Annotated in this window: 22 protein-coding genes; 6 read left to right on the top strand and 16 right to left on the bottom strand. The window is 51.5% G+C overall.

The features are described from left to right. Nucleotides 1-548: 548 nt before the first annotated feature. From ACP5D4_RS01500 to ACP5D4_RS01565, 14 genes are all read right to left on the bottom strand, one after another. Nucleotides 549-1163, bottom strand: a complete 615-nt coding sequence (locus tag ACP5D4_RS01500; protein WP_428009848.1) for a hypothetical protein — start codon at nucleotides 1161-1163, stop codon at nucleotides 549-551. A 160-nt stretch (nucleotides 1164-1323) separates the two neighbouring features. Then, nucleotides 1324-2211 (bottom strand): F0F1 ATP synthase subunit gamma, encoded by an 888-nt coding sequence (locus ACP5D4_RS01505; protein ID WP_428009849.1) that lies wholly within the window; start codon nucleotides 2209-2211, stop codon nucleotides 1324-1326. A gap of 46 nt (nucleotides 2212-2257) precedes the next feature. Beyond that, a complete protein-coding gene (locus ACP5D4_RS01510; RefSeq protein ID WP_428009850.1) occupies nucleotides 2258-3790 on the bottom strand; it encodes an alternate F1F0 ATPase, F1 subunit alpha in 1533 nt (510 codons plus the stop codon). A 130-nt stretch (nucleotides 3791-3920) separates the two neighbouring features. Next, on the bottom strand, nucleotides 3921-4427 hold the full coding sequence (locus ACP5D4_RS01515; RefSeq protein WP_428009851.1) for a hypothetical protein: 507 nt from the start codon (nucleotides 4425-4427) through the stop codon (nucleotides 3921-3923). A 263-nt stretch (nucleotides 4428-4690) separates the two neighbouring features. Then, nucleotides 4691-6040 (bottom strand): hypothetical protein, encoded by a 1350-nt coding sequence (locus ACP5D4_RS01520; RefSeq protein WP_428009852.1) that lies wholly within the window; start codon nucleotides 6038-6040, stop codon nucleotides 4691-4693. 3 nt (nucleotides 6041-6043) lie between these two features. Next, nucleotides 6044-6322, bottom strand: coding sequence for a F0F1 ATP synthase subunit C (locus ACP5D4_RS01525; RefSeq protein WP_428009853.1), 279 nt, complete (start codon nucleotides 6320-6322; stop codon nucleotides 6044-6046). Nucleotides 6323-6383: 61 nt separating this feature from the next. Further along, nucleotides 6384-7070, bottom strand: a complete 687-nt coding sequence (locus ACP5D4_RS01530; RefSeq protein WP_428009854.1) for a F0F1 ATP synthase subunit A — start codon at nucleotides 7068-7070, stop codon at nucleotides 6384-6386. Nucleotides 7071-7146: 76 nt separating this feature from the next. Next, nucleotides 7147-7446 carry an ATP synthase subunit I gene (locus ACP5D4_RS01535; RefSeq protein WP_428009855.1) on the bottom strand — a complete coding sequence of 100 codons (300 nt, stop codon included), beginning with the start codon at nucleotides 7444-7446 and terminating at the stop codon, nucleotides 7147-7149. A gap of 90 nt (nucleotides 7447-7536) precedes the next feature. Further along, entirely contained in the window at nucleotides 7537-8817 is a 1281-nt protein-coding gene (locus ACP5D4_RS01540; RefSeq protein WP_428009856.1) for a cation:proton antiporter, read from the bottom strand. Between the two features lie 63 nt (nucleotides 8818-8880). Further along, a complete protein-coding gene (locus ACP5D4_RS01545) occupies nucleotides 8881-9222 on the bottom strand; it encodes an AtpZ/AtpI family protein (RefSeq protein WP_428009915.1) in 342 nt (113 codons plus the stop codon). Beyond that, nucleotides 9125-9673 (bottom strand): F0F1 ATP synthase subunit epsilon, encoded by a 549-nt coding sequence (locus tag ACP5D4_RS01550; RefSeq protein ID WP_428009857.1) that lies wholly within the window; start codon nucleotides 9671-9673, stop codon nucleotides 9125-9127. The genes ACP5D4_RS01545 and ACP5D4_RS01550 overlap by 98 nt, the downstream gene beginning before the upstream one ends. 40 nt (nucleotides 9674-9713) lie before the next feature. Further along, nucleotides 9714-11099 carry a F0F1 ATP synthase subunit beta gene (gene atpD, locus ACP5D4_RS01555; protein WP_428009858.1) on the bottom strand — a complete coding sequence of 462 codons (1386 nt, stop codon included), beginning with the start codon at nucleotides 11097-11099 and terminating at the stop codon, nucleotides 9714-9716. A 41-nt stretch (nucleotides 11100-11140) separates the two neighbouring features. Next, nucleotides 11141-11857 (bottom strand): hypothetical protein, encoded by a 717-nt coding sequence (locus tag ACP5D4_RS01560; RefSeq protein WP_428009859.1) that lies wholly within the window; start codon nucleotides 11855-11857, stop codon nucleotides 11141-11143. A gap of 10 nt (nucleotides 11858-11867) precedes the next feature. Then, complete coding sequence (locus ACP5D4_RS01565) at nucleotides 11868-12209, bottom strand: cupin domain-containing protein (protein WP_428009860.1); 342 nt, start codon at nucleotides 12207-12209, stop codon at nucleotides 11868-11870. Nucleotides 12210-12458: 249 nt separating this feature from the next. Here ACP5D4_RS01565 and ACP5D4_RS01570 point away from each other — a divergent pair, with 249 nt between their 5' ends. Both ACP5D4_RS01570 and ACP5D4_RS01575 read left to right on the top strand, forming a co-directional pair. Then, nucleotides 12459-12641 (top strand): hypothetical protein, encoded by a 183-nt coding sequence (locus ACP5D4_RS01570; protein WP_428009861.1) that lies wholly within the window; start codon nucleotides 12459-12461, stop codon nucleotides 12639-12641. 176 nt (nucleotides 12642-12817) lie between these two features. Continuing rightward, nucleotides 12818-13312: a BON domain-containing protein gene (locus tag ACP5D4_RS01575; protein ID WP_428009862.1), complete on the top strand. Its 495-nt coding sequence runs from the start codon at nucleotides 12818-12820 to the stop codon at nucleotides 13310-13312. Between the two features lie 179 nt (nucleotides 13313-13491). On the opposite strand, the gene ACP5D4_RS01580 is transcribed toward ACP5D4_RS01575, so the two are convergent. Beyond that, nucleotides 13492-16935 carry an ATP-binding protein gene (locus ACP5D4_RS01580; protein WP_428009863.1) on the bottom strand — a complete coding sequence of 1148 codons (3444 nt, stop codon included), beginning with the start codon at nucleotides 16933-16935 and terminating at the stop codon, nucleotides 13492-13494. A 157-nt stretch (nucleotides 16936-17092) separates the two neighbouring features. Between ACP5D4_RS01580 and ACP5D4_RS01585 the strand changes: the two genes are divergently transcribed. The 4 genes from ACP5D4_RS01585 to ACP5D4_RS01600 all read left to right on the top strand — a co-directional run bounded on the left by ACP5D4_RS01585 (nucleotide 17093) and on the right by ACP5D4_RS01600 (nucleotide 24068). Continuing rightward, a complete protein-coding gene (locus ACP5D4_RS01585) occupies nucleotides 17093-18262 on the top strand; it encodes a pyridoxal phosphate-dependent aminotransferase (protein WP_428009864.1) in 1170 nt (389 codons plus the stop codon). Nucleotides 18263-18805: 543 nt separating this feature from the next. Continuing rightward, nucleotides 18806-21259: a Calx-beta domain-containing protein gene (locus tag ACP5D4_RS01590; RefSeq protein ID WP_428009865.1), complete on the top strand. Its 2454-nt coding sequence runs from the start codon at nucleotides 18806-18808 to the stop codon at nucleotides 21257-21259. Nucleotides 21260-21478: 219 nt separating this feature from the next. Continuing rightward, a complete protein-coding gene (locus tag ACP5D4_RS01595; RefSeq protein WP_428009916.1) occupies nucleotides 21479-22168 on the top strand; it encodes a Crp/Fnr family transcriptional regulator in 690 nt (229 codons plus the stop codon). Nucleotides 22169-22274: 106 nt separating this feature from the next. Then, nucleotides 22275-24068, top strand: coding sequence for a M61 family metallopeptidase (locus ACP5D4_RS01600; protein WP_428009866.1), 1794 nt, complete (start codon nucleotides 22275-22277; stop codon nucleotides 24066-24068). Between the two features lie 153 nt (nucleotides 24069-24221). Here the strand turns inward: ACP5D4_RS01600 and ACP5D4_RS01605 are convergent, their stop codons facing one another. Continuing rightward, entirely contained in the window at nucleotides 24222-24413 is a 192-nt protein-coding gene (locus ACP5D4_RS01605; protein WP_428009867.1) for a DUF2949 domain-containing protein, read from the bottom strand. Between the last annotated feature and the right edge of the window lie 165 nt (nucleotides 24414-24578).

Consider the following 24578-nt stretch of genomic DNA (forward strand, 5'->3'; position numbering starts at 1 on the left):
AGTGAGTTTTGAAAAACGGAAAGTTCTGAAAAACGGACATCCTCAACGGACGGCGATGCGATCGCTCTCGATCGCCGTTGGCGGTCGATCGCTACTGAAGCCATCGCACGGTTCAACTACGCCAGGGGGGGGTTGACTGTTTCGTTTTTTTGTCGAGCGACAATGCCGATTTCTGTAATGCCGATTTCTCTGATTTCGTCACCGGACGCGATGGTTTCGAACCGAGGGGGCGTCGGAATTTGACAGTTAAAGATTCGACAACTCGATTAAAAGCGTTAGGAATGGATTTCCTAGGACGACGGGATTCGATCGAAATCGCCAAAAAAAGCTCGCCCAGTCAAATAGACTCGACAATCGCCTCAATAACGACCTTGATTCAATTGATTACTTTTTGCAGACTTATTTCTATAATAGCAGAGAGTTTTGTCTCTAATTTTAGAGAGATTTAAAAATACACAAAATTTTACATCTAGGTTTAATATTTCGTAAAAAAACGAGGTAAAATATCGAAACCGGATTTCTCGAAGAAACCCGGTTTTGGGGAAACTCTAACGAGCAATGTGGCTGAACTCTCGATTTTCTTGACTTTCTTGAGGCTCGTAAATTCCCCAGTTTTCAATGTTGCGTTGACTCAAAATTTTCTGAGCTTGTTCGATTTCGCGATCGGTCCCTTTCACGATGACGAGATAGCCACCTTCCGAGACGCGATCGTAATAAATTTTAGCTTTTTCTTCGGGAATTCCCAAACCGATGAGACCGCCAATTAAGCCCCCCGCAGCCGCACCCGCAGCGCCGCCGACAGCGGTACTCCCTACAGCAATAAGTGGCGAACCCAACAGCGCAACCGGTCCCAATCCAGGGAGGGAAAAAACACCGACTCCAGCCAACAATCCGGCGAGGGTTCCTAAAGTTCCTCCGGTAAAAGCGCCGGTTTCTGCGCCTTTATCAGCTTCGTTACCCACTTTCGTTTTAACTTCTGCTCCAGCGAGATTCTCAGCCTTTTCTACACCTTCGGCTTCTTCTTCAGCGACCTCGGTATTTTTGGCAACGATCGACACCCGATCCATGGGAAATCCAGCGGATTTTAACTCCGTCAAAGCTAACGCCGGGTTTTCCATATCCTTAAACGTACCGACGGCGTGTTTGTATTGTTCCTGTGCCATAGTTAGTTAACCTCTGCTTCCGGTTTGTCAATGTTTATAAATCGCAGAACAGTCCGCTCGAGCAACGCTCGATCGCGAACCTTAAAACGATTTTTACGAACTCTAGTTTCAAGCTATCGAAATACTATTGAAGCTGCGTCTATCGATGGAGAGAGAATTCTCACGAAAGCGCCTCGAATCCCGACACCACATCTAACAGTTCGCTGGTAATCGCACTCTGACGCTGGCGGCGATATTGAGAATTGAGTTCGTCGAGACGTTCGCGCACGTTCTTTTCCGCCGACTGCATAGAGGTGAGGCGACTGGCGTTTTCGCTGGCCAAAGATTCCGCGAACGCGCGATACAGCGACACGAAGAGATATTGACGAATTAACGAGGAAAATAACTGACTTCCCGAGAGAGTAAAAATCGGGAGTGATCGACCCTCCCAGGGTTTCTGTTCTAACCCTTGCAACCACTGAGAATCGAGGGGAAACAGTTGTTGCGTATGGGGGGCGTAGCGAGACCCAGACTTCGATCGATTGTAAAACAACACCACGCGATCGACCCCCTCCGCTTCGCGCCACCCCTCAATATCCACAATTAACGACTGCACTCGTCCCACGATCGCACCCACGGAACTCGGTACCCACGACAGATCGGCGAAAGACCGATGCTTCGCTTCAAACGGCGGTACCACCCGCGCCCCCACTGCGGTGAGTCGTTGTCGCTGCTGGGGAATTCCGCAACTTTCGAGATAGTCCAGGGCGTGGGCGGCCACTTGTTCGTTAAACTGACCGCAGAGTCCTTGGTCCGAACCGAAGACGATCGCCCCGAGTTTCGGGTTTTCCGGCGGACGCGACGCCCCCAGATTCAAGTCCTCCAGGTCGTAGCGATACTTCAACAAAATCTGAAACCCCGTTTCGACAGTTTGGTTGTAGTCCGCCAGGGACTCCACCGCCCGCTGATACTGGCTGATACTCACCGCCGCTAACGCTTTCATAGTTTTAACGACCGATTGCAGGTCGCGAACGCTATGAATTTGGGCTTTTAAAGCTTCGAGAGACATTTTTTGAGTTGAAAGTTGAGAATCGAGAATTGATCGTTCGGGGAGTTCAGGAGGAGGGGAGAAAGTCTCGGACAGCGTCGCGACAGACATCGAGGAGACGTTGGCGATCGTCGTCCGAGAGTGATTCGCCGGATTGGATGCGATCGCAAATGTCGGGAATACGATCGATCGCCGCATCCCGAATCGCCTGAGAGGTCGATCGCATATCCTCTAACTCCACCTCGTCGAAAACCCCATCGTTAACGGCGTACAACACCGCAATCTGTTCGGCCACCGGAATCGGTTGCGCCTCGGGCTGTTTGAGAACCTCGCACACTCGACGACCTCGGGCTAAAGTTTGCATCGTATCTTCATCGAGTTGCGTTCCAAAGCGGGCGAACACTTCCACTTCCTGAAATTGCGCGTAGGACAGGCGCAAATCTCCCGAAATGTCGCTGTACGCGGGAAGTTGGGTTTTTCCGCCCACCCGAGACACAGATTTCCCCACGTCCACAGCGGGTAACACAGCTTTTTGAAACAAATCCGGCGACAGGTAGATTTGACCGTCAGTAATGGAAATGATGTTGGTGGGAATGTAGGCCGAAATATTTTGGGCTTGAGTTTCCACGATGGGGAGAGCCGTTAACGAACCGCCGCCCAGGTCGTCCCGCAGGTGGGTGGCCCGTTCCAACATCCGCGAGTGCAGGTAAAAAATATCGCCGGGATAGGCTTCACGACCGGGGGGACGGCGCAGCAACAGGGACAGTTCGCGATAAGCCCAGGCGTGGCGGGTCAAATCGTCGTACACCACCAGCACGTCTCGCCCCTGTTCCATGAAATATTCGCCGATGGTGGTGGCGGCGTAAGGAACGATGTAGCGCAGTCCTGGGGGGTCTTCTCCGGCTGAGGTGACGACGATGCTATACTCCATCGCGCCGCGATCGCGCAGGGTGGCGATGGTTTTGGCGACGGAGGACGATCGCTGACCGATGGCGCAGTAAATGCAGATTACGTCCTGGTTCTGTTGATTGAGGATGGTATCGATGGCGATGGCGCTTTTTCCGGTTTGGCGATCGCCCACGATGAGTTCTCGCTGACCGCGACCGATGGGAATCAGCGCATCCACCACTTTCAACCCCGTTTGTAGGGGAACGGTGACGGGGGCGCGATCCATGATGGCGGGGGCTTCCCGTTCGATGGGGCGTCGATCTGGGGTGGAAATTTCTCCGCCGCCGTCGAGGGGTTTTCCCGTCGCATCGACGACTCGTCCGAGGAGGGCTTCGCCCACGGGAACGTCCGTGACGCGGCCGCTGCGTCGCACTTTGTCCCCGGCTTCGAGGCGATCGCTGTCTCCTAGGAGGATGACCCCCACTTCGTCGAGGTCCAGGTTGAACGCGATTCCCGGTACGTCGTCCCCGAGATACACCAGTTCGTCGGATTTGACGTTGGGAAGTCCGGCCACTTTGGCGATTCCGCTGGAGATGGATTTCACCAGTCCTACCTCGCGAGGCTCGAGTTCCCGATGGTAGTCGGCCAGGGCGCGATCGAAGGCGGAAAAGGTTTCTCCGAGGACGGATAGGAGTTCGCGGTTTCGATTCATAAGTCGAGAAAAAGATTAGAGAAAAAGATTAGATGAGCCATTCACCACAGAGACACAGAGAACACCGAGGGGTTTGGATAAGAAAAGAGACTAAAAAACTCCCCCTGGGAGGGGAGTTTTGGAGACAAGACTATTCGGGAAGAATTTGGATGGAGTCGGCATAAACTACCGGACGACCTTCGTATTCGTATTCTAATTCTTCGCGAATTGCAAAATCGTCAAAGTCGAAATCGTACTCTCGATCGATATCGACTATGGAGAATTCTCGGACTTGTCCGGTAATGCGAACTTCTTCACCTTCTTCGACGGGAACTTGAGAAATATCGTCGCCGACCACTAAAACTTGGTCGTCGTTAAAGGGTTCTATCAAGCCTCCGTCTTCTTCGAGTTCAAAAATGTAGGGAGAGCGAGTGTCTTCAATTTCGCCTCTGAGGGATATGGTTCTCCCAACGTATTTTTCGGGATTTTCTGCGACATCTTCGATTTCCGCAAACGCTCGCATATTGTTTCTTTGAGCGATGGCGGGTTGATGGGTGGCGGCGAAGGAAACCAGCGCCCCGGCGAGGATACCCGTGGCAGAGGCTAAGGCGCTGAGATTGAATTGTTTGAGATTGAACTGTTGTTTCAGGCGTTTCATAAAAATTCTCCTGGTTTGATAATGACTGGGATGAGGGATTTCTAGATCGAACCCGATAGAACTTCTAGAAATCGCCCTCTGATTATCAAGTTAGAAAATAGAAAGCGGCCTGACATCTATCGATGGGGAGAGGGGGAGATGGAGAGATGGGCTGGGTTGAGGAAAACTCATCTACGCAATCGATAATTTTGTGAATTATCTGTAGCAAGTTTCAATAAATATGGTATAATTTAATGATGTGAAATGTTCTCGTCACCTCATCATCACATCACCTCATCACGAACGCGATCGAGGTAATCATCTAAATTCCAGGCGATTTCTCGGCCGTCGATTTGGACTTCGATTCCGCAAATGAGGTCTGAGGCTTGTTGAAAGTCGATCGAACTTCTATCGATGGAGATATCTCCAGGGAGGCGATCGCTGAGTTGGTGTTGGATATGTTGTTGAATTTTCTGTTTCCAGTGGGGGGAAATCTCGAAACTGCTGCGAACGCAAATCGATCGATCGCCCTCACTCAGCGATCGCGCCAGTTGTTCTCGCACCTCGTCGTCGAGTCGTTCCCAACGGTGCAAAAATACGGAAATCGCTTGCTGTTCCAGGGTTTCGTTGGCGATGTCTTGTAAGGCGCGACGGGCGATATCGTAGGTTTTTTGCGTCAGTTGTCGTCGCAGGCGTTCTTCGGGAAGGATTTCGTCTTCCTCGGCGCCATCGATTTGTTGTTCTAACGTCTGACGGACGCGATTTTCTAACTCTTGGAGATAGCGATCGAAACTCCACGCCACTTCGTACCCCCCTGCGTAGAGTTCGATACCGCAAATGGGGGCGCGATCGCGAACGAATTTCAGAGGAACGGGACGCGGTTGGTTGTCGGGATCGTCGTTTTTTGAACTGTCGTTGTCGGAACTGTCGCGATGGGAATTGCGATCGGACTCCTCAGAACTCTCCGTTTCGGAGAAATTCTCCTCAAAGAGATCGTCACTTTCGCGAATTTCCACCTCCGAGGCTAACTCTTGTCGCACTGTCTCGAGGATGCGATCGCGGCTTTCGCGGGGGATCTCGAACTCAGTACAGATTAAAATCGACGCCCCCTTATCGGCGATCGCCTCGTGAAGTTGGCTGCGAGTGGTGTCGTCGAGGTGGTGGAGTCGATCGAGAAACCGTTCGATCGATCGTTCTTCGAGTTGCGCGTCGGCGATGTCGTTCAGAACCCGTCGCGTCATGACGCCGAGATGGTGGGTAGTTTCCTGCTGGAGGCGATCGAAAAACTGGTTTTGTCGGCGACGTAACGAAGTTTTCCACTGACGCTGGAGGCGATCGACCTCTTCTTTCGCCTGGTGAGTGAGTTTTTCCCGTTCCCGACGCGCCGCGTCTTTAGCGTCTTCAAGTTGCTTAGCTTTGCGTTCTTGCAACTCCCGACATTGCTGGCGATAGCGTTCGGCGTTTTCCTGCGCCTCTTTTCGCTGCTGTTCCGCATCGCGATACCACTGGTTAATTCGCTGTTGGCGGCGATCGATCGCCCGCAACACCGGACGGTACAACACCCGTTTCAACAGCCAAACGAGCAGTAAAAAATTAAACAGTTGCGCGACAACGGTAAACCAATCAATTAACACCCATTACCCTCCCGCTTGATTCAGAAAATGGTTCCAAAAGGGATTGGCGAAAATCAAAATCATCGACACGACAAAACAGTAAATCGCCGTCGATTCCACCAACGCCATCCCCACAAACAGAGTTCGCGTAATCGTATTGGCGCGATCGGGTTGTTGCGCTAAAGCTCTCATAGCGTTAGCGAGGGCGATTCCTTCCCCGATCGCCGGACCCACCGCGCCGATTCCAATACACAATCCCGCCGTAAAAATTGAGACGGTGCCGATTAAACTCAGACTATCCATAAAACAAAATTTCTCCGAAATACGCGAATTTATTTTGAAGCAAACATTCTCGAGTCAAGACTTATGACGTTTCCCGCTGGGATTTCTGCGCCTGCATGCCCGAGGCAATGTAAACCAGCGATAAAATGGCGAACACATAAGCTTGAATGACGCCGACGAGCATACCAAACAAGCGCATCGTCGCCGGGAAAACCAGCGGCAAAATCGAAAGTAAAATCGCCACGAGCAGACTGCTACTCATAACGTTACCGAACAAACGAACCGCAAGAGAAATCGTTCGCGAAATTTCGCTGATAATTTGAAACGGCAACATCCAGGGCGACGGTTGAATGTAATGTTTGAGATAGCCCACGAATCCCGCATAACGAATTCCAAAGAGCGGCACAGCCACGAAGGTACAGAGGGCTAACGCCGTCGTAGTAGATAAAGAACCAGCCGGAGATTCGTATATGGGAAATAGGGTTAACAGGTTTGCCGTCGCGCCAAAGAGAAACAGGCTTCCAATAAACGGAAGAAAGGGTTTCGCGTCGCGGTTAGCCGCTTCAGCGATTTGGCTTTCGAGGGTTTTGACGATGACTTCGAGGGCATTTTGCCATTTGGAGATTTGCGGCTCGCTGGTGAGGTTTCGCGTCACCAACCAAGACCCCAAAACTAAGATTGCCATCACCAACCAAGTGTAAACAATGGTAGCATTGAGCTTCAGAAATCCCGATTGCCAGAAAATAATATTGTCGGGGGTAATATTCATAAATTTTGGCGGAATTCGGCAAGGGTTCGGCGAGCGTTTGGTAACCGAAGCGGTGGTGAAAATTGCATGGCTTCTATTAGGGGGTTTCGACGGGATGCGAGTTCGGGAGTTTGCCTTTAATTCGCGTTATTACGGTTCTGGCGATAATAAAGCCCAGTAAGGCGGATAAACCCCGTTGCCATTGACCATCCATGAGGATATAAAATCCCAAAAGCGTGATAATGAGGCGACCGAAAAAGCTACCGATCGCTAACGGAATGGGATAAGCCGTTACGGGAAACTGTCGCACGGTAATCCAGAGACTGTAAAAGTAGAACAGTCCCAAAGCAAAGCCGCCAAACAGTGCAATTCCAATGTTTAAAAATACGTTCGTCATAATGTCCTCTTAATTCAATTTTGTACTGCTATTTTGTACGACTCTTACAAATCGATAAAATCCAGTTTTTTTTAGGAAAATTTCGTAAAACTACCCCCTATCCCCCCTTCGCCCCCCTTTCAAAGGGGGGTTGGGGGGATGGTTGGGGGGGATGGTTGACGTCCTCAAAACGGGATGCCATTTTTTCAAAAGTGACGAGAGGAAAGTGGGAACGATTGTTGTCGTCAACGCAGAAACCACAACCATCGCAGCGAACAATCGATCGGAAACCGCCCAACTTCCCAACGCCAAACCTTTTTGCATAATAATGGTGCTAATTTCAGCCCGAGGAATCATGCTGATACCGATGAGAGTTGCGCCTTTCCAGTGGGTTTTCAGTAACGCGGGAAGCCCCGCCCCGAGGAGTTTTCCCACAACTGCCACCGCAAACAGCATCGCGCCCCATCCTAACCCCGTCGTCAGGGCGCTGGGTTCAATTTTTAAGCCGATTCCGATAAAAAAGAACGGGGTAAACATTTCGTAAATTGAATTGAAAGAGGCGTCAATTTTAACGGATTCGGGATCGCGACTGAATACCAATCCGGCGAAAAAGGCACCGATGGCGATCGAAAACCCCAGCAACCCCGCAATTGATGCGATGATAAACCCAATTCCAATAACTTCTAACATGGGACTGGGGGTCGGTTCGATGCGACGAAAAAAGGCGGTTAAGTTCTCTTCAATGTATTGAGAAAACAAAAAACAAAGGGTGCCAAAAACCAGGGCTTTGAGAAAAAAGCTTCCCGAAGTGGTCGCTGCTAAATTCCACAAAGAACTATCAGCACCGCTTTGGTTTATGGTGGGAGCGAGAGCCAAGAGTAACGCCATTAAAATCGCGCCGGAAATGTCGTCGAGTTCGGCGACATCGAGCAACAGTTCGCCAGTGGGTGAGTCGGTAGCGTTTTGGTTTTGCCATACGGAGACGGAAACACCAACGCTGGTTGCGGTCATCGCGATGGCGACGAACAAACTGGGAATTAAGGCTTGTTGCAGTAATAAATAGGCGGCGAAAAACCCTAAAATTCCATTGACCGAGATATCGGCAATCCAAATCCAACTGGCTCGTGGGAGTTGTTTTTTTAATCCGGCTAAGTCGCTTTCTAAACCCACGCGAAACAACAGGGAAATAATCCCGATTTCGGCAAGAAATTCAAACACTTGGTATCCCGATTCTCCAAGTATCTGAAACTGTCGATCGAGTAAGTTTAGGATAAAGCCAAACCCCAAGAACGCCACCAAAGACGGGATGCCCGTATTGTTTAAAAGTGCTTTGATAAAAATTCCCAAGGTTAGGATAACGCCAACCGATAAAACTAATAGAGAAATTTCCATTATTTAGACTCATTTTTATTGACATTTTCATTTTATTGTGGTAAAAATATTATTTTTAAGCGATTACTCGCGGCTGGCTCGATCGACCCAATACCAGGCACTCCAACAGCCTAAAAACAGACCGAGAAACAGTCCCATCAGCGTCCAAGAATAACGACTGGGAAATTGAGCATCGAGCCAGAGTCCCGCCGCAATGCCGGCTAAAGTGGGAATGGCGATCGACCACCCCACTAAGCCATAGATGCCCAAGCTAAACCAAAGGCTTCGATCGCCCTCCCGTTCTGCCTTCTGCCGCCGCAAAGTTTTTTTAGTAATTTCCTCTTGAAACTCCCGCAACAGTTGGGCGGGATGGCGTTTGTTGTGCAGTCGTTGGCGATCTGCATGGTGTTTGTCCCTGTCTTGAATCTCCGTGCGGTGGTTGTCGGGGCGACGATAGCGATATTCTCCAGATAATGGTTCCATAGTTTTGTCCTCCTTGTTCGATGATTCGTCGGGCGAATCCCGCCTCGAGTTTAGCCACAGCAGAACGGGCTTGTTTTTCGCGATCGTCGAGGGTACGATACTGTTCCTCAACCGTGGCGCTTAAATGTTCTAAATCTCGCCCTTTCACCCCCCGTCTCGTGGAAATGGTGACAGTAGAACCCGCTTTGACGAGAATGCCTTCGTCTACCGCCACGAATCGATCGATCTCCTCAGCGGTATAAGTTAAAATCCCCGGAACCAACACTGTCACAAAATCGATATGGTTCGGTAATAGCCCCAAGGCGCCGTTTTCGGCATCGACGTTAACTTTTTCCACGGTTTCCTCGAGTAAAATTTCCGTCGGCGTCAAAATTTTTAAGTCGATTGCATCCATAGAATTCAGACCGAACAGTCTCCGGGTTCCCTCATCTCCTCTAATCCGATACCTCATCGATCGATCCGATGGTGTACAGCTTCCGTTCAGAAACCTCGGCGAATTCGTCGTTTAAAATTCGATCGCACCCCTCTAAACCCTCTTCCAAACTCACCAACTTTCCCTTTTTCCCCGTAAACTGCTCCGTCGTGAAAAACGGTTGCGTTAAAAACCGTTCTAACCGACGCGCCCGGGATACCGTCTGTCGATCGTTCTGGGATAACTCCTCCATCCCCAACATGGCGATAATATCTTTCAACTCCTCGTATTCCGCCAGAGTTTGCCTCACCGCTTGAGCGATTTCGTAATGGCGTCGCCCCACGATCGTCGGCGAGAGCATTTTGGAACTCGACTGTAACGGATCGACAGCGGGATACAATCCCTGACTCGCCCGTTTGCGCGACAAGACGATCGACGCCGACAAATGGCCGAAAGTATTCACCGCCGCCGGATCGGTAAAATCGTCAGCCGGAACGTACACCGCCTGCACCGAGGTAATCGCCCCCGTCGCCCTGTTACTAATCCGCTCTTGCAACCGAGACAACTCCGTTCCCAGCGTCGGTTGATAGCCCACCCGAGAGGGCAACCGCCCCATCAACCCCGAAACCTCTTGTCCCGCCTGCACGAAGCGAAAGACGTTATCCATCAACAACAATACATCCCGTTTCGCCTCGTCGCGAAAATATTCCGCCATCGTCAAGGCGGCGTGGGGTACGCGAAATCTCGCCCCTGGGGGTTCGTTCATTTGTCCGAACAGAAGAACCGTTCGTTCTAACACCCCCGCCTCTTGCATGTCGCGGTAGAGTTCCTCAGCTTCGCGGTTGCGTTCTCCCACGCCGCAAAACAGACTGATTCCTTCATGGTGCGCCACCATGTTATGAATCATTTCCGTAATCAAGACGGTTTTACCCACCCCCGCCCCGCCGAACAATCCGGCTTTTCCGCCCCGTTCGAGGGGGGCGATAATATCGAGGGCTTTGATTCCCGTTTCGAGGACTTCCGACGTCGTCGCCCGTTCGGAGAGAGGTACGGGTTTTTGGTGAATCGATCGCCATTCCCCTTCGGTAATGGCGTCTTTACGATCGATCGTCTGGCCGAAGACGTTAAACATTCGCCCCAACACACGATCGCCGAGAGGAACTTGTAAGGTGCGCCCGATATCGCGTACTGGCGTCCCTCGGGCTAAGCCGGAGGTGGAAGTTAAGCCGATACCGCGCACCGTTTCGGGATCGACGTGGCTCAACACCTCGATTTCGATCTCCTCATTTTCCCCGGCTCTCAACTGGTGGTTGAGTTCCGGTAACGGCGGGTCGAAACGGGCTTCTACCACGCTGCCGCGAACGGACACGATGGTTCCCGTGCGGTTGTTTTGAGCGTTTTCCGTCATCACCTCGTTACCTCGTTACCTCGTTATCTCGTGACCGCTGGTCAGCCGCATTTGTTCGCAACGATCGAAGCGACTTCCGGCCGCTGCGTGGGGGGAATCGATAACTGTTTGCAAACGGCAAAAAAGGGAAAGTTGCGGCTGGCGCTGACGATGAGTTGGCTTTGGTTTTCCCCTTCCCAGCGGTAGCTATCGATCGCCTTCCAGGGGAGAACGGAGAGGCGATCGTAAATGCCGCGATCGCGCAGTTCGGTGGGGGCGAGTCCCGCTGCCATGAGGAACGCCGCCAACGCCCACTGCAACACCGCTTGTCCGCATAAAAACCACAGGTTGCGCGTGGCGGTGTCGGTATAGGCGATATCGCCGTAAATCGCGCCGAAGGTGGCGATGGTTTGCAACAGTGCCAACACGCTGAAAAACAAACCCCCGTAAAACAGCCAGCGTTTATTGTGTCTTTGAGGGCGCAGGCGCACCAGCAACACCCCGGCGTTATAGCGGCGTTGCGACCAACGTATGATGTAGGCGGCGGCGATAACCGCCACGGCGAAGTCGAAAGCCACCACAACCCAGGTTGGCCAAGGTTCCGGCAGAAATTCGATCGCCACGCCGCAGAGAACCGCCAGCAGAATCCAAAACAGGCTCGATCGTAAGTTGCGGCGGGCGAAGGTTTCCCCGAAGCGTTCCCGGTTGCGGCGGTAGCCCAGGACGAGAAACATCCCCAGGATCGCCAGGAAAACCAGCCATAACAGTACAGCAGTCATGGTTCTTCCTCTAGACGCGATCGCGTCCTTTGACTTCTGCCGGGGGACTGGTGGCTTCCACAGCGGTGAAGGGTTCGATGATGTTATAGGTGTGGTAAGCGCCAGCAGGAACCACCCAGGAATCTCCTGCTTCGAGGGTGACGGTTTGCCCCTCGACGTGCAACAGGGCGCGTCCAGAGAGGGCGTAACCGACGGTTTCGTAATCCCGTCGTACTTCCGGTTTGGGGGTTCCAGGTTGTTCGTTGTCCCACAACCGCATGGACAGGCTTTGTCCCGAGGCGAGATATTTTTGGTTCATATCGCCTTGGGGGGAATATTGGGAATCGACTTTTTTGATAGTGGTATCAGACATGGGGATAGGTTTAACAAGGTTCGATCGGTCGCTGAATCGGTTGCAGGCGATCGCGAGGTTGCGTTTCAGTTGGCCTCGAAATTGACGCCCTCGACTCTCGCTATCTTTAATTAATGAAAGAGAACGACCACGCCACATCGTTCGTCAGGGAGAGATAGATGTTAGCGTAACGATCTGTCTTTCGATGCAGGGGAATTCGTCCGACAGATAGACGACAAACGACTCAAAAACGGCAGTTCGTGGCTCTTTTTGACTGAAAACGTATTTTTTCGCAGCCTTTCGGAAAATTCGACGGCAACGGGAACGGAATTCGGGGGCGATCGAACTGTCGTAGGTCTCTTGCTGTCGTCTCTTAAGCAGTTCGAGAGCGATCGCCATGTCGATTTATACCTACAGAGCGATCGATTTTCGCTATGGATTTCGATAGTCTAGCAATAACGTAAGTTTTGAAACGATTTGAAACGAAATGTCGCGTCAATTGGCGCTCGCGTTTCTATTTCAAAACTCGACGATCCCATCGGTCGAACTCAAGCGAACGAAATCAAGTAAAAACGCTCGCTGAATTCGTCCGCACGGATCGAGTTGTTATACACTCAGGAGGACTGCTTATGAATATAGTACTGTTTGTCTCCACGATGGCAACCGCCGCGATCGCAACTTATTTTGTGACTCGTCGTTTCGGTGGATTTAGAACCATTGCCACCCTATTATGTTTGGGTGTGTTAGCCGGAACGACCAGTTTACCGGCCTTAGCCAGTACAGATATCGCCGCTCTCGGTGCGAAAAGCAACACCCTAGAACCGGGTCAGCAACAACTTGAAGAAGATTTGAAACTGACGCCGACGGGCAAACAATATAGCGGCATCGAATACGCCAAAGGCGCCGAACGAGGCGAACCGATGACCGACCAACAAATTCGCGAGGCGATTCAATTCGATACCTCTGAAGATTTGACAGTAAATGTGGCCAGCGGTTCGGTTATTTTGTCGGGAACCGTCAAAGATAAAGACCGCGCTCGCGAAATTGTCGATGAAATCAAAGGAATTCCGGGCGTTCACGAAGTTACCTTTGAACTCGGATTAGAAAAAGCTCAAACCTCGTAATTGTTCGAGCGGTTTGTGAACCGCCATTATAATTCAGTTCGTGTGATTCATCTGGTACGTTGCCGCGTACCAGTTTTTATGGTCTGTTTTAAAGAATTCGTTCAGATTGCCGAGATTTTGGCGATGCGGATATCACCCTAAACACAGAATAGCCGGACTTTTATTTCAAGCCGATCGAATTAACTTCCCAAACTTAACTTTTGGCTGTGACAGCGTTGCAAATAAATTTTGGCCACGCTATCGTTGGGATTGCGTTGCAAGCAGTCTGAGAAATACTGTTCGGCTTCTTCGTACTGTTGCAGTTGAAACAACACCAACGCCTGCTCGAAATGGGTGCGCGTCTTCGCTTTACTCTCGCGAATCCCGGGGGGATCGGCGTCGAAAACCTCAAAAACGGGGATGCGATCGGTTTTACCTTTCACCGCCACGCGATCGACCAAGCGAATATAATAATCTTGAGGAGATTGTAGCCGCGAAAAAGTTCGATCGGTAATCAACAACGATACCCCATAAATCTTCGTTAACCCCTCCACCCGCGAAGCCAAATTCACCGCATCGCTAATAGCGGTACTGTCCATGCGTTTTTGTCCGCCGACAGTTCCCAACATCAAAATTCCCGTATTAATTCCAATCCCAATCTTTAACGCCGGACGTTCGGGGCGCCGTCGCGTTTTATTATAACGATTGAGGCGTTTTAACATACTAATTCCCCCTTGTACGGCATCATCAGCGCTACCGTGAAACAACGCCATAATCGCATCGCCGATATATTTATCGATGAAGCCGTTGTTTTCGAGGATTGCCGGTTCCATGCGCGACAAATACCCGTTAATAAACTTAAAGTTATCTTCTGGCGTCATGCTTTCACTCAATTGAGTAAAATCACGAATATCGGAAAACAACACCGACATTTCCTGTTGTACCGTATCCCCAAGTTTGACGTCGAGGATACTTTCTTTATGCAGAAGTTCTAAAAACTGATGGGGAACGAACTTCGCGTAAGCCAAACTCAAATGAGACAGCCGTAAATGGGTCTTCAAACGCGCTAAAAGTTCCTTTTTATTAATGGGTTTAGTCAAATAATCGTTCGCCCCCAAATTCAACCCTTGCACGATATCTTCAGCTTGAGTTTTTGCCGTCAGCATCAAAATAGGCAGTTCGTGCGCCGAGTATTTCTCCCGAAGTTTCGCCGTCACCTCGTATCCCGTCATTTTAGGCATCATGACATCCAGTAGAATCAAATCGGGGTTCAAACCGTTTTCGATAATTTTGAGGGCTTCTAAGCCATTTGAGGCTTGAGTAATTTGATAGTTTTCCGGAGAGAGGTGGTTGATGAGAACCTGAAGGTTAATAGGTTCGTCGTCCACGATGAGAATGTGAAAACGCCGTTCGTTCAAATTTCCATTACGGGTCGAGCTCAGTCCGTTTTCGTAGGTGGCGATCGATCCCTTGAGGGGAGTTTCATCAAACGAACCCTCTTCCTCCTCCGCCTCGAAGGTGGAACGCAACGCCAACAGGGGAAGCAGACAGGAAGAAGAAACCGCCTCGTCCGTCGGTGACGATGTCTCGGCGACGGGGAGAGTAAACGTAAACTGCGACCCTTTACCGCGAATGGATTTAACGGCGATCGTACCGCCGTGCAACTCCACCAGTTGCTTCGTCACCGCCAAGCCTAACCCCGTTCCGCCGTATTGGCGAGCCGTAGAACCGTCAGCTTGCTCGAAAGACTCGAAAATTCGATCGAGCTGTTCCGCTTTCATCCCAATTCCCGTATCGGAGACAGTAATCGCCAAACATCCCCCTTCTTCCCCAGTACTGTTAGCCAGTCGTTCGGCGGAAATCCCTACAAACCCCTCCTCAGTAAACTTAATAGCGTTCCCCACCAGATTGTAAAGAATTTGCTGCAAGCGGTTTTCGTCAGCGTAAGCTAACGGAAGTTCTGGAGAAATGGCGTTGACGAGTTGTACGTTTTTCCGCGCCACCAAAGACTCGCAAAGGGAGAGAATCGCATCGGCGATTTCTCGCACGCCGACGGGTTTGCATTGCAGCTCGATTTCTTTATGTTTGAGTTTAGAAAAATCGAGAATGTCGTTCACTAAAGCCGTGAGGCGATAGCAACTCTGAACGATGAGCGTTAAATTTTTCCGCTGCGCGGGGTTGAGGGTTCCGGTTACGCCGTCGAGCATGGATTCGGCGATGCCGATAGTACCGTTGAGGGGGGTTCGCAACTCGTGAGAGGTGTTGGCGAGAAATTCGTCTTTGAGGCGATCGAGCCGTTTCATCTGCTCGTTCTTGGCTTGCAGGGAGGCGAAAGAGCTTTGGAGTTGCTCGGCCATTCGATCGAACGATCGCGCCAGTTGTCCGATTTCGTCGGAACGCTGTAGAACTCGGCGATCGTAGGTGGTGGCGTCCCAATCTCCCCGAGATAGAGATTTAGCCGATTCGTTGAGTCGTTGAATCGGACGTACCACCCACCGCGCCGTCAAAATCCCGATTCCGGTCGATACGCCCAGCGCCACGGTACAGAGGACGATGGTATTGCGGGTGTTGGCGTGGATGCGAGCCATAAAATCCGACTCGGGGACGACCACCACGATCGACCAGTTCAACCCCCATTCGTCCCGAAACGGCGTCACTTGGACTAACTGGCGGGTTCCCTTCCAATCGAAGGTGCGCTGGATGCGGGTATCGAGGGCGTCGAAACTGCCGAATTCGCTGAGGAAATAGGTGGCTGTGGCGCTGACGAGGTCGTTTTGGCTGGCGGTGGCGTAAAGGCGCTCTAGGGTATCCCCCTGTTGGGAAAACGGCTGTTCGTCCACGGAGGTGGCGACCAGTTGTCCGTAGGAATCGACAATAAAGGTCTGTCCGGTTTGTCCGATGTCCAGAGTTCGTAAAAAATCGCTGATGTCGAGGAGCGAAATATCCACGGCGAACACCCCCACGAACTCGTCGTCATCGTAAATCAGCAACGCCGCCGGAAGCGCCAAATTGGCATAGGGCGCCGCCCAAACGTAAATGTCCCCCCAAACGGCGGTTTCGGCGTTGGCGGCGGTCACGTACCAGGGTCGCGTCAGTAAGTCGTAACCGGGTACCGCTGAGAGCTGTTTTCCTCGGTTTCCTTCTTCGTCGCTGGCGTAGGTGTAGAAGTTATCGTCCTCGGGGCCGTTCCGTCCGGACACGCCGATACGAATCGAGCCGTCAGGTACCCGTTCGACGCCGCTAAATTCGCCCTGGGGGTTGCCGAAGTAAACGTAAGTGACGTTCTCGAACAGGCGAATCCGCCGGGCCAGATAGCGATCGAGTTCTGATAAGTTTTGTAAGTCCAGTTGCCCGAGTTCAAAGGCTTGGGCGTTAAGCTGGTTGATGAGATGGGGGGCTTCCAGGTATCGATCGAGCCGTTCTTCGATGCGATCGGTCAGTTCGTCCCGCAGTTGGGTGGAGATGTCGTCGATGGCTTGTTGGCCGTTGCGAAACGACAAATACCCCGTCAGTCCGACGGCTGCGAAAATTTGCAACGCGAAAGGGACGACGAGAACCGTTCGTAACGGAATGCGATGTGAAATTTCCTTAGCCAAGTGGCGCAAACCCATATCGGCGATCGTTCCCTCCTGCCCGCATCCCATCCTCCAATAATTTTCTCGGGTCTTTCTCTCATCATCGCCTCAATCTTGGGAAGATGTCACCGTCATCTGACATGGAGAATATGCTTCGATCGAGAGGTTAGGGGTAAAATTCCCCTAATTAAGACCTGTAGGGTATCGAACAACTTATTTAATCTCGATGAAAATATCAGCACGAGTCGGTCAAGTTCCTCCCTCGATGACCCTGGCCATTTCCGCCAAGGCGAAAGCCATGAAAGCTCAGGGGGTCGATGTGTGCAGCTTCAGCGCGGGGGAACCGGATTTCGGAACCCCCAAGCATATCGTCGAGGCGGCGAAACAGGCGCTTGACGAGGGGAAAACCCGTTACGGGCCGGTGGCCGGAGAACTGCAACTGCGCGAAGCGATCGCCGAAAAGTTGCGGACGGACAATCACATCGATTACAAAGCCGAGAACGTTCAGGTGACCAACGGCGGGAAACAATCCCTGTTCAATGCGATTTTAGCGTTAATCGATCCCGGTGATGAGGTTATCGTTCCGGCGCCTTACTGGGTGAGTTATCCGGAAATAGTGAAACTCGCTGAAGGGGTTCCGGTTATCGTGTCCACCACCGCCGAGACGCAGTTTAAGATTACGCCGGAACGGTTGAAAGCGGCCATTAGTCCGAAAACCAAGTTGTTCGTTCTCAATTCTCCCTCCAACCCCACGGGGGTGGTGTATACGCCCGAGGAGATTCGCGCTTTGGCGGAGGTGGTTCGAGAGGCGGGAATTTGGGTGATTTCCGATGAGATTTACGAGAAAATTCTCTACGATGGGGCGGAGCATTTGAGTATCGCTGCGGTGAGTCCCGAACTGCGCGATCGCACGATTACGAGTAACGGCTTCGCCAAGGCGTTTTCGATGACGGGATGGCGCGTTGGCTATTTGGCGGCGCCGGTGGAGTTGATTAAAGCTACGAGTACGCTGCAAAGTCACAGTACCTCCAATGTTTGCACGTTCGCGCAGTTCGGCGCCCTCGCTGCGTTGCAGTCGCCGCAATCTCCCGGATGTATTGAGGAGATGCGATCGAGCTTCGCCAAACGTCGCGCCTATATTCTCGATCGCGTTGCGAGTATTCCCGGTTTGAGCGCCCCGAAACCTGACGGCGCGTTTTACGTTTTTATCGATATCGCCAGTACGGGGTTGTCGTCGATGGAGTTTTGCGATCGATTACTGGAGGAATACCACGTGGCGGCGGTTCCTGGTATCGCCTTCGGTACTGATACTTGTTTGCGGTTGTCTTACGCCACGGATATGGCGGCGATTGAAAAAGGGCTCGATCGCCTCGAAAAGTTCGTGCGATCGCGGTAGCGGAAGGCCGTTCTTTCGCCTCTGTCGTCGTCGGGTATGCTACCCCCAACACCTCTGACTCGGTCTGTAGAGGCGTGCTTTTTGTGCGTCTCTACCTTGGCTTATTTTTCTCAGTTTTGGCGAAATTTCTCGAAGTTTTGAAATTAAGTTTCAATTCAATTTAAGTTCGATTGTTTATGTTTTAAAATTGGTTTTACTTGATTTTTAAAAATCTGTAAGACTAACAAAAAAGCTAAATTAATGGAATGGAATTGTAAAACCCTGAAAGTAGGAGTAAAAAAGGATATCCTTGCCATAAAAACATTTACGAAAGATTGTTGACTTCAATTCAAAATTATTCCTATTAAAAAAAGCTAAATATCTCCTTCAATAACCAAAAAACGAATCCAAAAACTGCCCGAATTACTTCATTTTAAATCGAGCTTATTTATTCACATAAAGAATGCCGATCGCCCCAAAAAAAATTTGGTATAGTTTGTAACAGATAGGGGAGCATCTATCGAGAGCGATCGCAAACCCCGAATTGAGAGAGTCAGAGCGACTATGGCCGTCATTCAAGACACCCTTGACGCCGGTGGCAACCTTCTCCCCGGCACCTCAGAAGACGACGCGATCTCCGGCTTAGACGGAGACGACACCCTGATCGGCTTCGATGGCGACGATCTCCTTCGCGGAGACTTCGACAACGACAGCTTAGAGGGAGGCGACGACGACGACATCCTTCGCGGCGGAAGCGGACAAGATACCCTTCTCGGCCAGGATGGAGACGATCTCCTTAGCGGCGATGGCGGACGGGATCTGATTTTCACAGGAGATGGCGATGACATCGTTCTCCTGCAACCATTTTTCGACCCCGAGAACGACAACGATCCCGTCGATGACGATCCTCGTTTGGCGAACTTCGACGTGGTTCTCGACTTCGATCCCGAACGCGATCGCCTCGGAATCGTCGGCGATTTAACCGTTGACGACTTAGAACTAATTCCCCCCAACGACGAAAACTTCGCCACCGTCGTGCGGGTTCGAGACACCCAAGAACTCCTCGTCCGACTGATTTCTAACGACGAAGTGTCCGACACCATCGACGAAACCCTCGTTGTCAAACTGGACGTGGTGGAATTCACCGAATCGACATTTCGCGTCACAGAAGACGGCACCCCAGTCATGGCGGTAACGCTGACGCGCAACATCAGCAGCGGCAACACCATCGGCGTAACGGTTAGGCCGAGTGAAGGTTCGGCAACCCTAGGGGATTTTGAAGCCAACCCCATCGCCGTCTTTTTCAACCCCACAGAAACCACGCAAACCGTCGAAATTCCCATTACAGACGACGATCTGCTTGAAGAGACAGAAACGATCGATTTAACCTTAAGCGACCCCATCGGCGGGGCGAGTTTGGGCGATCGTCAAACGGCGGTGTTGGAAATTGCCGATAACGACATCGCTGTGGAGTTTGCAGAAACGATTCTGCCGACTCAGGAAGAAGAGGGAGGGGTTGAGGTGAAGCTGTTGCGATCGGGGGTTGAAGAGGTTCCCTTTAGCGTCACCATCCAAATCACAGACGGAACGGGAACGTTTCCCGAAGATTATCCCCTACAACAGATTCCCGTGGAGTTCGAGGCCGGCGACACTGAGAAAACTGTCGAAATTCCCATTAATGACGACAGTCTTCCGGAACCCCTGGAAACAGTGAACTTGCAACTGGTGGATTTTTCGGGAAACGTGACCGCTGGAGAGGACGATCGCGCCCAAATCGTCATTACCGACGACGATACCCTCTTGGAGTTTTCGCAGTCGATTTTCGAGGTCGACGAAGACGGAACGGCGGCGATGGCCGTCACGGTGGTTCGATCGGGGAATTTGGAGAAAACCTCCACGGCGACGGTGGTTCTCAACGACGGAACGGCGACCTTTCCCACCGATTACGACAATACCCCCATCGAGGTCAGTTTCGCCCCCCAGGAAACGGAAAAAACGATTCGCGTTCCCATTGCTGATGATATCGAGGTCGAATCTGCCGAAACTATCAACCTCGGCCTCACCAATCCCAACCCGGGAACGATGTTAGGAAGCCAATCCACCGCGATTTTAGTGGTCTTCGATAACGATACGGAACCCCCCGACCCCCCCAACCCCCCCGAACCGCCAGACCCCCCCGAACCGCCAGACGGAGAAGTCGGAACTCTACTATTGGGGAGTTCAAACTTTTTCGTTGCCGAAGATGGCAACCCTTTCGCCGAAATTCAGATTTTGCGGGAAGGGGGGACTACTGGAGAGGTTAGCGTGACGCTGGTAGCCAGTGACGGAACGGCGACGGCGCCGGGGGATTTCGACCCGACGCCGATTCAAGTCACCTTCGCGGACGGGGAAACGGAACGCATTGTGAGACTGCCGATTGTCGATGATTTGCTGGTGGAACCGCCGGAAACGGTGCGGTTGGCACTGATCGACCCCACCAACGGGGCGATGTTGGGAGACGAGGATGCGGCAACTCTGACGATCGATCGCAGCGATTTGCCCAGTTTGCTCACTTTTGAAGGCATCGATAATTTAACCTCGGTGGGGAATTTGTACGGCGATCGCGGCATTTCCTTTTCTGAAAACGCCTTGGGAATCATGAGTGCTTGCGGCTTGAAGGAAATGGGAATCGAAGACGGCTTCGGCGGCAATTTCGAGGAAGCCCCCAGCGGCGTCACGGCTTTAACCTACGGGGAAGGGGATGCGATCGTCGTGGACGTGGCGCAAGGGTTTACGGGACAGGTGGCGTTGTCTTATGCTTCCCCCTTCCGCGACCATACGGTGACGGTGTTCGACGGTGCCAACGGTACGGGAACCCCTCTCGCCACCATTACCCTAGACCCCACGACAGCGAGCGAGTTTCCCCAAGCGTACAATCGCTTTGAAACAGCAGTGGTGCCGTTTTCCGGTGTAGCGCGATCGATTGCGATCGGTTCTCAGAGTAACAAACTCATCCTCGATGACCTGTTGTTGGGGTGATTTGAGAGGGGCAGAGGGGGAGAGGGGGAGATTTACTTCATCATCCCATCATCTCCTCACCTCATCATCTCTTCAACTCTGAAGAATCTGGTCGTATTGCTCTCGATCGCGGTTCGTCGCATTATCATCAAGTAGGGGTTGAGGTTTTTCGAGCGCCGGGAGACATCCCCGGCATCTGTGGCAGTAACCCCTGATATTGGCTATCTCTCGATCGAGTTCATGCAAAGCGAAGCCTTTAGCGAGCTGTTCCCCCTCTTTAACGCGGCAAATCCCGAAACAGTCGATTGGCTGCTGTCGGTGGCTGACGAACACGAATATCCTCCGGGTCGTGCTGTGTTGATGGAAGACGCTTGGGGGAACGCTGTTTATTTTGTCATATCCGGTTGGGTTAAAGTCCGACGCCTCTCCGGTGATGATGCTGTGACCCTGGCCGTTCTCGGACCGGGTGATTTCTTCGGCGAAATGGCGATTTTGGACGAATCACCGCGATCGAGCGACGCGATCGCCCTCTCCAGCGTGAAGTTACTCAGCGTCTCGGCGCAACGCTTCATTCAAACCCTGTTTAAGGACGCACAGTTACATCACCGGATGTTGCAGTTGATGGTGCGTCGCCTGCGTCAAACCAACGCTCGTTTCCAAATCCGCAATCGTCCCCCCGCCATTAAGTTAGCCCGCACGTTGGTTTCTCTAGCGGAAAGCTACGGCGAGAGTACGGAAAAAGGCAGCAAAATTTACAACATCGATTTGAAGGATTTGGCCGATGTCGCTGATATTTCTGCTGAGGACGCCCGCAAAATTACCGACAAACTCATTAGTAAAGGCTGGGTGGAAATCGACGAAGCTAGTCAAGGGATGTATTTAGTCAACCTCAAGCAACTGACGCATTTAGCGGGACATATGGGAAATTGAGGCGATCCCAGAAAGGCGGGGTTTTAGACCCAAAATTTTCGATAATGCAAAGTCAACTCGTCGTGTTAATGGCGTTGCCAGTACTGTGTTGATATAGAGATCGATCGTGACTCAAGCAATTCCGACTCGACCGAATACTTCTGAAACTACCCCAAATGCGATGCTAAGCTATACCGTAGCCATGTCCGACCCCGAATCTCATCTGTTCGAGATTCGCTTGCAGGTGTCGTCATGGCAAGCTAAACAGCTAGATTTGACGTTTCCGGTGTGGACGCCGGGTTCGTATTTGGTGCGGGAATACGCCCGAAACCTACAGGATTTCGCCGCCGAAACGCCCCAGGGAACGCAACTTTCTTGGCGCAAAGTCTCGAAACATCAATGGCAAATCGATACGGACGCGACGGAAGATATTGTGGTGTCGTATCGTCTGTTCGCTAACGAACTGACGGTTCGCACGAATCACCTCGATGGCACTCACGGCTATTTTAACGGGGCGGCGACGTTCTTTTTTATACCGGGATTTGAGGACAAACCCATCGAAGTGACGATCGATCTGCCCCGTTCGGATTGGCAAATCGCAACGGCTCTTCCCCCGGTTCCCGATGCTGAAAATAGGTTTGTTGCTGAGGATTTCGATACGTTAGTCGATAGTCCCTTTGAAATTGGCATTCAGGAACGCCGGGAATTCGAGATTTTTGGCAAACCTCACGAACTGGTCGTTTGGGGACGGGGAAATCTGGAGATCGATCGCCTCGTGGACGAGATCGATCGTATCGTGCGCGTGGAATCCGACCTCTTCGGCGGTTTGCCTTACGATCGCTATCTCTTTATTTTACACCTTTCCGGAAGCGGTTTCGGTGGCTTGGAACATAAAAATTCCTGTTCCTTGAACTATCCCCGTTTGGGGTTCCAAAAACCTGATTCTTATAATCGCTTTTTACAATTGGTCGCCCACGAATTTTTCCATCTGTGGAACGTCAAACGCATTCGCCCTAAAGCCTTAGAACGCTTTGACTACACGGCCGAAAACTATACGCCATCTCTGTGGTTCTGCGAAGGCGTTACCAGCTATTACGATATGCTGATTCCGCTTTGGTCGAAGCTTTACGACGCCAAAGCGTTTTTAAAAATTCTCTCGAAAGATGTGTCTCGTTTCTATATTACGCCGGGACGCTTGGTTCAACCCCTGTCTGAATCCAGTTGGGACGCTTGGATTAAGCTATATCGTCGGGATTCTAACAGCGACAACTCGCAAATTTCTTATTATTTGAAAGGGGAGTTGGTATCGTTGATGTTGGATTTGACGATTCGCCAACGCAGTCAAAATACCCGTTCGATCGACGACGTGATGAAGCAGGTTTGGCAGCAGTTCGGTAAAGCGGAAATCGGTTACCGGGCGGAACAGCTTCAAGAAGCTTTTGAATTGGTAGCAGGTTGCGATTTAAACGACTTTTTCGATCGCTATATCTACGGACTCGAAGATTTACCGTTAGCGGAATATCTCGAACCCTTTGGCTTGCGCTTGAAAACAGATATCGCCAAACAACCGCCGTTTTGGGGAGCGCGATTCAACGGAAACGGAAACGGTACCGCGATTCAATTTGTGGAAATCGGTTCCCCGGCACAACAAGCGGGATTGGATGCGGGAGACGAACTCCTCGCTATTGACGGTTTCCGCGTTAGCAGCGATTCGATTGACGATCGACTTAAAGAGTATAATCCCGGCGATACCATTTCCGTCAGCATCTTCCATCAAGACGAACTGAAAACGGTGTCTGTTACCCTCGCCGAACCTCAAGCCAGTACCTATCGCGTGGTTCCGGTGAAAAATCCCACCTCGACTCAGGCGAAGAATTTTCAAGCCTGGTTGGGGGCTGATATTACTACTGCATCTCGATAGGCTCACGGAAATTTTTTATCAAAATCGACCGGAAACCACTTTGAAACGCGAAAATTTTGACTGAAAAGGTCAAAAATCTCCGTATTCTCTGTTTTATCTGTGTATCTCTGGTGAATTCCCCTATTATCAACAGTAAACAGCGTGGCGGCGGATTCAAGCGTCGCCGTTTTCCCAATCCCAAATGCGCTCTAACTCGCTCAGGCTCACTAAGCCGTACTGCCACAGTACCATCGGCAGGTGGTCTTTGGTGGGGGCGTGACGAGCCGCCAGAGCGATCTCCGCTTCGGAAAGGTTCAAATCCTGTCGCAGAAACTGGGTGAGGGGGCGCGTGGGGGTGAGTTGCATGGCGATAACACAGTGGGGGATTGAGGGCTGGGGGGTGTCTCCCATCAGGAAGTTGTCACCAGCCTACTCGCCAATTGTGACGACGCTGTGACAAATCCTTGAAGATGGGGATTGTTTTGGGATCTGTTTCAGTATGGTTGAGATTGAATAAAAAGTCAACATTCG

Origin of the sequence: Baaleninema sp., assembly GCF_049974805.1 — a bacterium.
Taxonomy (GTDB): Bacteria; Cyanobacteriota; Cyanobacteriia; order Cyanobacteriales; family Geitlerinemataceae; genus Baaleninema.

Coding starts and splice junctions, on each gene's coding strand:
- ACP5D4_RS01500 (WP_428009848.1), bottom strand. CDS start 1,163: ATGGCACAGGAACAATACAAACACGCCGTCGGTACGTTTAAGGATATG.
- ACP5D4_RS01505 (WP_428009849.1), bottom strand. CDS start 2,211: ATGTCTCTCGAAGCTTTAAAAGCCCAAATTCATAGCGTTCGCGACCTG.
- ACP5D4_RS01510 (WP_428009850.1), bottom strand. CDS start 3,790: ATGAATCGAAACCGCGAACTCCTATCCGTCCTCGGAGAAACCTTTTCC.
- ACP5D4_RS01515 (WP_428009851.1), bottom strand. CDS start 4,427: ATGAAACGCCTGAAACAACAGTTCAATCTCAAACAATTCAATCTCAGC.
- ACP5D4_RS01525 (WP_428009853.1), bottom strand. CDS start 6,322: ATGGATAGTCTGAGTTTAATCGGCACCGTCTCAATTTTTACGGCGGGA.
- ACP5D4_RS01530 (WP_428009854.1), bottom strand. CDS start 7,070: ATGAATATTACCCCCGACAATATTATTTTCTGGCAATCGGGATTTCTG.
- ACP5D4_RS01535 (WP_428009855.1), bottom strand. CDS start 7,446: ATGACGAACGTATTTTTAAACATTGGAATTGCACTGTTTGGCGGCTTT.
- ACP5D4_RS01540 (WP_428009856.1), bottom strand. CDS start 8,817: ATGGAAATTTCTCTATTAGTTTTATCGGTTGGCGTTATCCTAACCTTG.
- ACP5D4_RS01550 (WP_428009857.1), bottom strand. CDS start 9,673: ATGGATGCAATCGACTTAAAAATTTTGACGCCGACGGAAATTTTACTC.
- atpD (WP_428009858.1), bottom strand. CDS start 11,099: ATGACGGAAAACGCTCAAAACAACCGCACGGGAACCATCGTGTCCGTT.
- ACP5D4_RS01560 (WP_428009859.1), bottom strand. CDS start 11,857: ATGACTGCTGTACTGTTATGGCTGGTTTTCCTGGCGATCCTGGGGATG.
- ACP5D4_RS01565 (WP_428009860.1), bottom strand. CDS start 12,209: ATGTCTGATACCACTATCAAAAAAGTCGATTCCCAATATTCCCCCCAA.
- ACP5D4_RS01575 (WP_428009862.1), top strand. CDS start 12,818: ATGAATATAGTACTGTTTGTCTCCACGATGGCAACCGCCGCGATCGCA.
- ACP5D4_RS01580 (WP_428009863.1), bottom strand. CDS start 16,935: ATGGGATGCGGGCAGGAGGGAACGATCGCCGATATGGGTTTGCGCCAC.
- ACP5D4_RS01585 (WP_428009864.1), top strand. CDS start 17,093: ATGAAAATATCAGCACGAGTCGGTCAAGTTCCTCCCTCGATGACCCTG.
- ACP5D4_RS01590 (WP_428009865.1), top strand. CDS start 18,806: ATGGCCGTCATTCAAGACACCCTTGACGCCGGTGGCAACCTTCTCCCC.
- ACP5D4_RS01595 (WP_428009916.1), top strand. CDS start 21,479: ATGCAAAGCGAAGCCTTTAGCGAGCTGTTCCCCCTCTTTAACGCGGCA.
- ACP5D4_RS01605 (WP_428009867.1), bottom strand. CDS start 24,413: ATGCAACTCACCCCCACGCGCCCCCTCACCCAGTTTCTGCGACAGGAT.